At 68.8% G+C, this 12,176-nt stretch carries 7 protein-coding genes, 2 pseudogenes and 1 riboswitch; all 9 genes and pseudogenes read right to left on the bottom strand.

Annotation, left to right across the window (positions count from 1 at the left end; translation table 11 throughout):
- Nucleotides 1–11 precede the first annotated feature (11 nt).
- Nucleotides 12–2,915, bottom strand: a complete 2,904-nt coding sequence (gcvP, locus tag VS93_RS01370) for an aminomethyl-transferring glycine dehydrogenase (protein ID WP_046468189.1) — start codon at nt 2,913–2,915, stop codon at nt 12–14.
- Nucleotides 2,916–3,015: 100 nt separating this feature from the next.
- Nucleotides 3,016–3,104: riboswitch (glycine riboswitch) on the bottom strand.
- 146 nt (nt 3,105–3,250) lie between these two features.
- Nucleotides 3,251–3,856 (bottom strand): MerR family transcriptional regulator, encoded by a 606-nt coding sequence (locus tag VS93_RS01365; RefSeq protein WP_046468188.1) that lies wholly within the window; start codon nt 3,854–3,856, stop codon nt 3,251–3,253.
- Nucleotides 3,857–4,092: 236 nt separating this feature from the next.
- Nucleotides 4,093–4,563, bottom strand: coding sequence for a bifunctional nuclease family protein (locus VS93_RS01360; protein WP_046468187.1), 471 nt, complete (start codon nt 4,561–4,563; stop codon nt 4,093–4,095).
- A 194-nt stretch (nt 4,564–4,757) separates the two neighbouring features.
- Nucleotides 4,758–5,300, bottom strand: a complete 543-nt coding sequence (locus tag VS93_RS01355; protein ID WP_046468186.1) for an FHA domain-containing protein — start codon at nt 5,298–5,300, stop codon at nt 4,758–4,760.
- A gap of 443 nt (nt 5,301–5,743) precedes the next feature.
- Nucleotides 5,744–8,241 (bottom strand): annotated as a pseudogene (locus tag VS93_RS01350) (sugar phosphate nucleotidyltransferase).
- Between the two features lie 55 nt (nt 8,242–8,296).
- Entirely contained in the window at nt 8,297–9,049 is a 753-nt protein-coding gene (locus VS93_RS01345; protein ID WP_046468185.1) for a CDP-alcohol phosphatidyltransferase family protein, read from the bottom strand.
- A 131-nt stretch (nt 9,050–9,180) separates the two neighbouring features.
- Entirely contained in the window at nt 9,181–10,110 is a 930-nt protein-coding gene (locus VS93_RS01340) for an ArsA family ATPase (RefSeq protein WP_046468265.1), read from the bottom strand.
- Nucleotides 10,101–10,409, bottom strand: a complete 309-nt coding sequence (locus VS93_RS01335; protein WP_046468184.1) for a cory-CC-star protein — start codon at nt 10,407–10,409, stop codon at nt 10,101–10,103. Before VS93_RS01335 ends, VS93_RS01340 begins: the two co-directional genes overlap by 10 nt.
- Nucleotides 10,399–12,134 (bottom strand): annotated as a pseudogene (locus tag VS93_RS01330) (carbon starvation CstA family protein). The gene VS93_RS01335 and the pseudogene VS93_RS01330 overlap by 11 nt, the downstream one beginning before the upstream one ends.
- Nucleotides 12,135–12,176 lie beyond the last annotated feature (42 nt).

The following is a 12,176-nucleotide window of genomic DNA, read 5'->3' as shown; positions in this document are numbered from 1 at the left end:
TCCTGTTCCGGTTACTCCTCGAACGCCTCGGGCGGCGGGCACGCGCAGACCAGATTGCGGTCACCGTAGGCCTGGTCGATCCGGCCGACCGGGGACCAGTACTTGGTGAGCCGCAGGCTCGCGACCGGATAGCCGGCCTCGCTGCGCGAGTAGGCGTGCTTCCAGTCGTCGGCCGTGAGCGCCTCGGCGGTGTGCGGGGCGTTCTTCAGCGGGTTGTCCTCGGAGTCGTAACTGCCGTCGGCGACGCGGTCGATCTCGGTCCGGATCGCGATCATCGCTTCGATGAAGCGGTCCAGTTCCTCCAGGTTCTCGCTCTCCGTCGGTTCGACCATGAGGGTCCCGGCCACGGGGAAGGACATCGTGGGCGCGTGGAACCCGTAGTCGATCAGCCGCTTGGCCACATCCTCGTTGGTGATGCCGGTCTTCTTGGCCAGCCCCCGGATGTCGAGGATGCACTCGTGGGCGACCAGCCCGCCGGAACCGGCATAGAGCACCGGGTAGTAGGGCTCCAGCCGCTTGGCCACGTAGTTGGCGCTGAGTACCGCCGCCTCTGTGGCCGCGCGGAGCCCCTCCTCCCCCATCATCCGGATGTAGGCCCAGGAGATGGGCAGGATGCCGGCCGATCCGAAGGGCGCGGCCGAGACGGGCCCGACACCGGTGTGCGGTCCGGAGTCGGGCTGGCCCGGATGGTTGGGCAGGAAACCGGCCAGGTGCGAACGCACCGCTACCGGGCCGACCCCCGGACCGCCGCCGCCGTGCGGGATGCAGAACGTCTTGTGCAGGTTGAGGTGGCTGACGTCGGCGCCGAACTCCCCCAGCTTGGCCCAGCCGAGCAGGGCGTTCAGGTTGGCCCCGTCGACGTAGACCTGTCCCCCGGCATCGTGCACCAGACGGCACACCTCGGTGATCGTGCCCTCGTACACGCCGTGCGTGGAGGGGTAGGTCACCATGATCGCGGCCAGGTCCTCACTGTGTTTCTCGGTCTTGGCACGCAGATCGTCGAGGTCGACGTTGCCGCCGTCGTCACAGGCCACCACGCTGACCCGCATTCCCGCCATGATCGCGCTGGCCGCATTGGTGCCGTGCGCGGAACTGGGGATCAGGCAGACGTCCCGCTGCCCCTCGCCGCGACCCCGGTGGTAGCCGCGGATCGCCATCAGGCCGGCGAGCTCTCCCTGCGAACCGGCGTTGGGCTGCAGCGACACGGCGTCATACCCGGTGATCTCGGCCAGCCACTTCTCCAGGTCGCGCACCAGGGCCACCGTGCCGGCCGCCTGCTCCAGCGGGGCGAAGGGGTGCAGCGCGGCGAACTCCGGCCAGGTGATGGGCTCCATCTCGGCGGTGGCGTTGAGCTTCATCGTGCACGATCCCAGCGGGATCATCGACCGGTCGAGCGCCAGGTCCTTGTCGGCGAGGCGCCGCATGTAGCGCAGCAGCGAGGTCTCGCTGCGGTGGGTGTTGAAGACCGGGTGCCGCAGGTAGTCCACATCGCGGCGGAGCGTCTCAGGTAGGGCGAGACCTCCCTCGTCGGAGGCCGACGCGGCCGCGGCCCTGCTGTCCCTACCACCGAACGCCGCCAGCACCAGCCGCAGGTGCTCTTCGGAGGTGGCTTCGTCGCACGTGACGCCGACGATGTCGTGGTCGGTGCGCAGCAGGTTGATACCGAGCTCCCGCCCGGCCTCGATCACGCCGTCGGCGCCGTCGCGCACGCGCACCCGCAGCGTGTCGAAGAACTCACCGTGCAGCACCTCGAAGCCGCGGGCACGCAGTCCTTCGGCGAGCCGGACCGTGTGCCCGTGCACCCGCTCGGCGATCGCCCGCAGGCCGTAGGGCCCGTGGTAGACGGCATACATCCCGGCCATGACGGCGAGCAGCACCTGGGCGGTGCAGATGTTGCTGGTGGCCTTCTCCCGACGGATGTGCTGTTCGCGGGTCTGCAGCGCGAGGCGGTAGGCGGGCTTGCCCGCGTTGTCCACGGAAACGCCGACAAGGCGGCCGGGAAGCTGGCGCTGCAGGCCTTCGCGGACCGACATGTAACCGGCGTGCGGCCCGCCGAAGCCCATGGGTACCCCGAACCGCTGCGTCGAGCCGACCGCGATGTCGGCGCCCAGTTCGCCGGGGCTGCGCAGCATGGTCAGCGCGAGGATGTCGGCGGCGACCACGGCCATCGCCCCGCGTTCGTGCGCCGCCTCGATGACCCCGCTCGGGTCGCGCACGGCACCGCTCGACGCGGGGTACTGCACGAGTACGCCGAAAGCGTCGCCTTCGGGCAACCCCTGGGAGAGGTCGGCCACCACGATGTCGATGCCCAGCGGCTCAGCACGGGTACGCAGCACCGCCAGGGTCTGCGGGTAGATGTCGGAGTCGACGATGAAGGTCGAGTTCTTGCCCTTGGTGACCCGGCGCGCCAGCGTCATGGCCTCGCCCGCGGCGGTCGCCTCGTCCAGCAGCGAGGCACCCGAGACAGCGAGGCCGGTGAGGTCGGAGACCATCGTCTGGAAGTTCAGCAGCGCTTCGAGCCGACCCTGCGAGATCTCCGGCTGGTAGGGCGTGTAAGCCGTGTACCAGGCGGGGTTTTCCAGGATGTTGCGCAGGATCACCGGCGGGGTGATCGTGTCGTGGTACCCCAGACCCAGCATCGAGGTCAGGACCTGATTGCTGCGGCTGAGTCCGCGGAGCTCGGCCAGCGCAGCGGTCTCGCCGGCGGCTTCGGGCAGGCTCAGCGGCGCGGGCTTGCCCGCCGCGCTGAGGATGCTCTCCGGAACCGCTGCGGCCATCAGGTCCGTCACGGACTCGTACCCAACGACCTTGAGCATCTCGGCGAGTTCCGACGGGTTCGGGCCGATGTGCCGGTCGGCGAAGCCACGGGCGGGCGTGGTGTCTGGGACCTGGTCATGCTTGGGCTGCTCCGGCATGGAGACCTCCTGGTCGCATTAGCCGGGTGTCCGGCTGCTCCTATGTGGTCTCCCCCTCTGTCGCACGCGATCGCACGGTCGCCTACCGCTCCAGAGTGGCCTCCTCCACGCGGTCCTTTGTGCCTGAGAGGTTACTGGGGAGTATTGCCCCGTCGGCGCCCGGATGAGGGTCTCTCCCGCGTGGTATCAACGGCCAGGTCCTTCATTAGCATTATCCAACGAACGCCGGGCCGCGATCACTCCCGGGGCGCCGAAAGTACGATCGAGCGCGGCACTCACTTCCGACCGTACTGGATGTCCGCCTCTCCGAGCGGAATGGGGCCGGACCCGGCGGCTCAGCCGGTCTTGCGCTCGCGCCTGCGGCGTTCGAGCTCGTCAGCGGGGTGCGAATCGGTCGCCAGCGGCTCGGCGAGGCGCTCTCCCTGGACTTCGTTCAGGGACCCTTCCAGCTCCCGCCAGACGCGTCCCAGCGCGATACCGAACACGCCCTGGCCGCCCTGCAGGAGATCGACCACCTCGCCGGGAGAGGTGCACTCGTAGACGCTCACGCCATCGCTCATCAGGGTGATCTGGGCGAGGTCGACCGTGCTCCGGAAACGCAGATGCCCCACTGCTGTACGTATCTGCTGCAGCGAGATCCCGGTGTCGAGCAGGCGCTTGACGACCTTCAGAATCAGAATGTCGCGGAAACTGTACAGGGATGGGCCGCCCGCGCCCTCCTCAGGACGCACACTCGGTTCGACCAGCTGGGTCCTGGCCCAGTAGTCGAGTTGACGGTAGGTGATTCCGGCAGCCGCACACGCAGTGGGGCCCCGATAGCCGACGTCCATAGGCAGCGCCACCACGTCCTCTTCACACAGCAGGCCCTGCTCTCCAGCTCGTCGTATCGCTGATCGCCTGGCGCCGGGGGCTTCCTGCCGCTTGCCGCTTGTAACCGCCACGCCGAACCTCCGGCTCCTCAGCCCACGGCGGTTTGACAGGGGGAGAACGAAGGGTGCGCCGCGGGTCCATCCGACATTGAAGGTAAGCCGGGGGAACGGACAGCGTCAACGACACCCATCGGCGCGTCGCGGAACCTCTTCCGCTGCCGCGCGGCCGCCACACCGAACATCCGCAACCGGCGCCGCCAGGTCCGCCGACCGAACCGGCGGCCCACCCGCAGAGCCCCGCCACCGGGTCAGGTGGTGCGCCCGAAGTCCTCGGGCGTGATCTGGTCGAGGAACTCGCGGAACTTCTCGACCTCGTCCTCCTGCTCGTCGGGGATGGGCACTCCGGCCTCGTCGATCACGTCTTCGTCGGCGTAGATCGGTGCTCCTGTGCGCAAGGCGAGAGCGATGGAGTCCGAGGGCCGCGCGCTGACCTCCACGCCGTTGGAGAACACCAGCTCGGCATAGAAGATGCCATCGCTCAACGCGGTGATGTTCACTGTGTTCAGGCCTGTGTCCAGCGCATCCAGGACATCGCGGAAAAGGTCATGGGTGAGCGGGCGCGCGGGAACGACACCCTGCTGAGCCAGTGCGATGGCAGTAGCCTCGACCGCTCCGATCCATATCGGGAGGTAGCGTTCTCCATCAGACTCTTTGAGCAGGACGATCGGTTGGTTCGAGGGCATCTCAACCCGGACGCCGACAACCTCCATGTGCTTCACTGCGGCTCCGTCCCACGACTCGTCGTGCCGACTGGGCATTCGCCGAGCTGTGCTCTGCTCCGTTTTCTTTCACGGTACACCGCCAAGGCGCAAGGCCGTCCGAGCAGGCTCGGGCGGCACCCGCTAAGCGCCACTCTTCATCACAAGGCTGTCCGGCGGAGAAAGAGGGCAAACCTGCCGGGCCCGCTACCCGTTCAGCGCCGTGGCTGGGTCAGCAGCACCAGCCGGAATTTACCGATCTGCACCTCGTCGCCTCCGCCGAGTTCGGCCTCGTCGATCCGTTCCCGGTTCACATACGTTCCGTTCAAACTGCCCACATCGCGAACTCCGAAACCGTCGCCGCGCCGGAAGAACTCCACGTGCCGGCGGGAGACCGTCACGTCATCGAGGAAGATATCGCTGTTGGGGTGGCGCCCGGCCGTAGTGACGTCGCTGTCCAGCAGGAAACGGCTGCCCGCGTTCGGGCCGCGCTTGACGACCAGCAGGGCCGTGCCCGCGGGCAGTGCTTCGACGCCGGCGGTATCAGTGGCGATGTCCTCGCCGGCCTCGGTCTCGTTCTCGAGCGCCTGGATCCCGGAGATGGAGATCGTGGACGTGGTCTCGCCGACTGAGTCGCGGGACTCGCTGGTGTGCGGAGCCTCCTGGCCGGCCCCGCGGAGAGGGGTCCCACAGTTGGAGCAGAAACGGGCATCATCCGCAACGGCGTGACCGCACTGCGTGCAGTAAACGCTCGACATAGGTCGGCTCGGCCTCCTACCGCACGGGGCGGTGCTTGAATCGGCTTGGTGGTCATTGCGCCGGATGGTCCGACGGACCGTTCCCCGGCGCCGCGGAACGTGGTGGGCCGGTGCGGCACCCGGCTCTATTCACGGTCGGTTACAAGATCTCATCCCCCACGATGGCTCCTCTCCACACCCCCGGCGCACTCGGTTCTTCGGCGACCACCGCCGATACGGCCGAGCGCGGTGTTGTGGGAACACTCGACTCTAAACCATATCCCTGCTTCAGGGGGCCGGCGCAGACCTCGATCTGTAACGGCCCGCCGATACCGGACGCGCTCGGCATCTCTCCCCGCACGAACCACACCCCGCTTTACCACAAACCGCGCTGCGGGGGCGATGCAACGCTCGGGAGGGCCTGTGGAGCGCCGGCCGGCGCTCCACAGGCCCAGGCCCGCCGCTCAGCTTTCGGCCCGCTCGACCACCGCGGCCCATTCCTCCAGCAGCCGCTCCGCGGTGTCGGAGTCGGGACCTTCGGCCCAGAGGTGTGTGACCGCCTCCGAGGTGTCGGGCAGCACCAGCGCCCAGCCACCACCGGGCTCCAGCACCCGTACACCATCGGTGGTGTCGACCTCTCGGTCCTCCGCGGCCTCCACCACAGCGCGCATGACGCTGCCCTTGACGGCCCATGGGGTGGGCACCGACCGGCGGAGCAGGTGCGCACGCGGGATGCGCTGGCCGATCTGGCTCAGCGACAGCTTGGTGCGCGCCACCAGCCCCAGAAGGCGGACGAATGCGGCGATCCCATCACTGGTCCGGGAGAACTCGGGAAGGACGAAACCTCCCCGACCGTCGGCGGCGAAGATGATGTCCTCGGCCTGCGCGGCTTGGTGAGCTCGTCCGTGGTGGTGGGGGTCCACTGCACCTCGACGCCGTGGAAGGAGGCGACCTGTTCGGCCACGCGCGTGGTGGTGACCGGCAGCGCGACCCGGCCTCGCCGGCGTTCGGCCGCCACCAGGTCCAGCACCACCAGCAGCGCGCGTTCGTTGTCGACCAGCTCGCCGTTCTCGTCCACGATCGACAACCGTTCGCCCACCGGGTCGAACCGCACGCCGAAGTCGGCACCGGAGGAGGAGACCAGCTCCCCCAGGCGCTGCAGGTCGCGCATCTGCTTGGCGAGGGTGTCGGTGGGCGAGGCCTCGTTCAGCCGGTTGTTGACCGTGAGCACCTCGATCCCGATACGCCCCAGGAGAGCGGGCACGATCAGCGCCCCCGTGCCGCCCGCGCAGTCCACGACGACTTTCAGTCCGGCGTCGTCCACCCCCGAGGTGTCGATACTCCGCAGCAGTTCGTGTGCGTAGTTCTCCACACCGCGGGAGGGAAAGGTGAGTTCGGCGATCTCACCGGGGAACGCGCGCCGGTACTCACCGCGGGAGAAAACCCGTTCCAGCTTGCGTTGGCCCGCCGGCGACAGGTCGGCGCCGCGGTCGTCGAAGAAGATGATGTCCACCGACTGCGGCGCGCCGGGCGTGGTGCGCAGCGCTATGCCGCCGCTCACCCCGCTCTGCGAGGTGTGGAACCGCGCCACGGGGAGGGGGACCACTTCGAGGTCGCGGACGTCGATCGCGCCCGCGGTGAGCGCGCTGATCACGGCGCGTTTCAGGGTGCGGGCCGCCCGAGAGGTGTCCCGCGAGGTCGTGACCACCGTCCCCTTCTTCAGCGTGGTCGCGTACGCGCTGGCCAGCCGGACCGCCAACTCCGGGGTGATCTCAACGTTGATCAGACCCGACACACCGCGGGGCCCGAACAGGGACCGCTGGCCGCGGGACTCCCAGATGACGTTGGCGTTGACGACCGCTCCGGCCTCGATGGTCTTGAAGGGGTACACCTTGATGTCGTTGGAGAGGTAGGCCTCGGATTCGATGACGCATTCCTCACCGACAACGGCGCCCTCCTCGACCCGGGCTCCCGGCATGACATCGGTGTTCTTGCCGATGACGCATCCGCGCAGGTTCGCGCTGGAACCGATGTAGACGTTGCCGTGGATGACCGCACGGTGCAGGAACGCCTCCGGTCGCACCACGACATTGCTCCCGAGCACCGTGTACTCGCGCAACTCGGCGCCCGCCTCGACCTTGGCGTAGTCGCCGATGTAGAGGGGGCCCCTGAGGCTGGCCTCCGGGTCGACCTCGGCTCCCTCGGCCACCCAGACGCCCGGCTTCATCTCGAACCCGTCGATCTCGACGTCGACCTTGCCCGAGAGGACGTCGGCCTGGGCGCTGAGGTAGCTCTCGTGCGTTCCGACATCCTCCCAGTAGCCGTCGGTGATGTAACCGTAGAGGGGGGCTCCGTCCTTGAGCAGCTTGGGGAAGACGTCCCCGGACCAGTCCACGATCTCGCCCTCGGCGACGTGGTCGAGGACCTCGGGTTCCATGATGTAGATTCCGGTGTTCACCGTGTCGGAGAAGACCTGCCCCCAGGTGGGCTTCTCCAGGAACCGCTGGACGCGCCCCTGCTCGTCCACGATGATGATGCCGAACTCCAGGGGGTTGGCGACCCGCTTGAGCCCGATGGTGACCATGGCGCCGTTCTCGCGGTGGAACCGCACCATGTCCGAGAGGTCGATGTCGGTGAGCGCGTCACCGGAGATGACGATGAACGGCTCGCCGCGCAGGTATTCCTCGGCGTTCTTGACACTGCCCGCGGTACCGAGGGGGACTTCCTCCGCGACGTAGTTGAGGTTCATACCGAGTTCCTCGCCGTCGCCGAAATGGTTGCGGATCAGCGTGGCCAGGAACTGGACGGTGACAACCGTGTCCTCGAATCCGTGCCGCTTCAACAGACGCAGCACGTGCTCCATGATCGGCTTGTTGATAACGGGCAGAAGTGGCTTGGGCTGATTGGCGGTCATCGGCCGCAGGCGGGTGCCTTCCCCGCCCGCCATGACTACTGCCTTCACCAGGGCCACCCCCATACCCTGATCGCGGCTCGACGGAACGCCCTTGGGCGTGCACTCATGGTGGGGACGTCGCTCCCTTCCTATCGCTGGAGGATGGACCGGAACCGCCAGAACACCGACCGCACGACTCCTCAGCCGTGCGACCGCCCTGCTCCGCACCGGGTTCGTCGGACGTGGCCGCCGGTCGCGCCGCGGGCTCCGCGCCCGCGCCGAATAAACGGTCGGCCCGCCGGGTCTGCCGGATCAAGCGCTGCCCTTGCACCGCATACAGCAATCCGGCCCACCAGTAGATAGCCGTTCCCCAGATGGCGAACGCCCAACCCACGATTTGTGCCACATCGCCGACAATGTGTGCATATCCGGCGATGAACAGCAACGGGAACGAGTAGAGCAGGCAAAGGGTGGCGGCCTTGCCCGCGAAATTCACCGGCAGCGGACCGTATCCGTAGTAACGCAGCACCGGCAGGGCCAGCACGATGAGCACGTCGCGCGCGACCAGGATCGCCATGAGCCACCAGGGGACGATGTCGCGGACGACCAGCCCGAGCAGCGCGGCGAAGATGTAGAGCCGATCGGCCAGAGGGTCGAGCATCGTCCCGAGCCGACTGGTCTGGTTCCAGGCCCGCGCGATCTTGCCGTCGAGCCAGTCGGAGATCCCCGCGAAGGCCAGCACCCCCAGTGCCCACCAGTCCTCCTCCGGCCCGAGCACCAGCCACAGGAAGACGGGGACACCCAGCAAGCGCAGAATGCTCAGCAGGTTCGGAACCGTCCAGACGCGGTCGCCTGCCGGATTGCTTTCGATAGCCACCCCACCTCCCGTATACCCAGATCACGAGCCTACCCAGGCAAGCGGCGCGTCATGTCCCCGCCCTGGCACCGCCGGTGTTCCGGGTGGCCGGCGGCTCCGGCACCGGGGCCGGGGCCGCTCCGGCCCGCCGCTCAGGCGGCCAGGGCGCGCAACCGGGCGATGCCGGTCGGTTCCACATCGGCGAGCGGGAGCTCCCGTATGCCGTTGGGCGCGAAGCGGCGCCGCACGGCCTCCAGGACCTGCGTGTCGGGCTGGTCGGGGACCTGGTTGACCACGACGGGCCCCAGCCGGAAACCGGCGTCGGCGAGCTGGTCGGCGGCACGTTCGGTCTCGGCCAGCACCATCCGCCGCGGCAGCAGGACCAGGCGTACGCTCGCGTCCTCCCGCAGCCGGGCGGCCGCGCCCTCCAGCCGGTGCCGGCGCGCGCGCAGCCGTTCCAGCAGCGGGTCCTCCTCGGCCCGGTCCGACTGGTCCGTGCCGACCATGCCCGCGATGAGGCTGTCGGCTCCGGCGACACGCTCGCGCTGGCGGACCAGACCCTGCACCCAGGGGGTGAGCAGGGTCGGAAGGTTGATCATGCGCAGCAGGTGCCCGGTGGGGGCGCTGTCCACGACAAGCCGGCCCCACTCGCCCGGCACGCGCTCCATCGTGTCGATGAGCAGGTCGATGAGCGCTGACTCGGCCATGCCGGGGCTGGCGGCCGCGTGCGTGAGGTGGCGACGCACCGCCGGCATGATCTCGCGCGGCAGCGCCTCGTAGGCGTCCTCGGTAACCTGCTCGACGCGGCGGCGCACCGCGGCGTCGGCGTCGGGTTCGGCCGCCCACAGGCGGTCGGCGACCTGCCGCGGCCGGTCGCCCAGCGGGGTCTCCAGGGCATCGCCCAGCGAGTGGGCGGGGTCGGTGGAGATGACCAGGGTGCGCTGCCCGGCGTCCGCCAGCCCGATGGCCGCCGCCGCGGCCATCGTCGTCTTGCCCACACCGCCCTTACCGCCGAAGAAGGTGATGGCGGTGTTCTCCGCGGTGCTCGTCCCCGCCGTCGGCGTGCCGGCGTTCAACAGCAGACCCCCGGGTCCCCGAACTCGGGATCCCCCATGCGCTGATGCCATTCATGCAGGTCGGCGAGCATATAGGGGATCAGGTCCAGGGTCTCGTAGGCCACCGGGTTGTCCACTCCGAGTGTTTCGAGCAGCAGCAGCGCCCGCATCGTGTCGGCCTGGGTGCGTGCCTCGCGGCGCAGGGCGTGCCGCCAGCGGGCGGCGAACACCGCCTCGTGGAACGCCTCGACCCTGCGCCAGGCCTCGACGGCCCGGCGCAGGCGGCCCGGGCGGACCCGGGCCGCGAAGCCGTCGTCACGCGTCATCGGTTTCGACCCGGCTGGGTTCCGAGGATGCCTCGGAGCGTCCCGCCCACGCCTTGCGCAGGGCGATCGCGGCCTCGACGATCAGCCACAGCGCGAGGCCGAAGATGACCGCGTCCAGCGGGGCCAGCAGGAACTTCTGCAGCGGGTCGTCGGCGGTGGCGAAGCCGAACAGCTGGATGATCAGCGCCCAGGTGGTCATGGCCACCAGGAACACCAGGGGGACGAGCACCGCGATCGGGTTGCGGTTGTTCTTGGTGACCCAGACCGCGATGACCGCGAGCGCCAGTCCCGCGGTGAGCTGATTCGTGGTCCCGAACAGCTGCCACAGGGTGCCGAAGGCGAAGTCGCCCGGCATGATCGCCAGTCCGAAGGGGATGAGCACCGCCAGCAGCGTGGGGATGGTGAGGTTGCGGCTCACCGCCCTGAGCCGGACGATCTCGGCGATCTCCTGGATGATGTAGCGCTGCAGCCGGACGGCGGTGTCCAGGCTGGTCGCCGCGAAGCTGATGACCACGACCGCCGCGAACACACCGCCCACGCCGAGCGGGATCCCCAGGTTGCCGGCGAAGTTGGCGACCCCTTCGGTGAAGTTGCCGACGGCGCCGCCCGAGGCCGAGTCCCAGTCGGCGTAGCGGGTCTGCCACTCGGCGGCGGGATCGGCGGCGAACACCACGACCCCGGCGGCGCAGGCGAGGATCGAGCAGAGCGCGAGTGTGCCCTCGCCGAGGGCGCCCAGGTAGCCGACGTAGCGCGCGTCGGTCTCCTTGTCGAGCTGCTTGGAGGTCGTCCCGGAGGAGACCAGGCTGTGGAACCCGGAGACCGCGCCGCAGGCGATGGTCACGAACAGCAGCGGGAACCAGGGCGGGGAGCCCGCCGGCACGTCGTTGACGAGCGGCGCGGCCATGGTGTTCATCCCCACGGCGACGCCGAGCATGATCACCGCCAGCGCCAGCATCATCTGGTGCTGGTTGATGTAGTCGCGGGGCTGCAGCAGCAGCCAGACCGGCAGCCGGGACGCGAAGAAGGTGTAGACGTAGATCAGCACGATCCACACCGTCGTCGGCTCGACGCCGAGCGCCGCGGCGACCGGGTCGGTGGTGATCGGCAGCAGCTGGCCGAGCGGGATGCAGGCGTAGACGATGACCAGGGCGATGATGGAGGGGATGAGCGCCGCGCTGCGCTTGCGGTAGACGTACTGGCCCACCCCGATCGCGAGCGGATGGTGACCAGGACCGGCAGCACCGCCTCGGGGGTTCCCTCGAACAGGATGGAGATGACCACCGCGAACACCGCGTTGACCATGGTCACCAGGAAGAAGATGATCAGCAGGAAGAGCGTCCGGGCGCGCTTGCTGATCACCTCGCTGGCGAGTGTTCCGATGCTTCTGGCCTTGTGCCGCACCGACACCACGAGCGCGCCGAAGTCGTGCACCCCGGCGGCGAAGACGGTGCCCAGCACCACCCACAGCAGGGCGGGCCCCCACCCCCAGAAGACCGCGACCGCCGGACCGACGATGGGCGCCGCCCCGGCCACCGAGATGAAGTGGTGGCTGAAGACGATGTGCTTGTTGGTGGGGACGAAGTCGACGCCGTCCCGGAAGGTGTGCGCCGGTGTGACGAACGTGGGGTCTAACGCGTACACGCGTTTTGCCAAGTACGAGGAGTAGTAGATGTACCCCAGTGCAAAGATCGCCAAGACCGCGAGCAAGACGACGACTGCTGGCATGGCTGTTCCTTCTTCCCGGATGGAGGATGGGCCGGCCGGTGG

The organism is Allosalinactinospora lopnorensis (genome assembly GCF_000981225.1).
GTDB classification, from domain to species: Bacteria; Actinomycetota; Actinomycetes; order Streptosporangiales; family Streptosporangiaceae; genus Allosalinactinospora; species Allosalinactinospora lopnorensis.
This window is presented reverse-complemented; position numbering and strand designations above follow the sequence as displayed.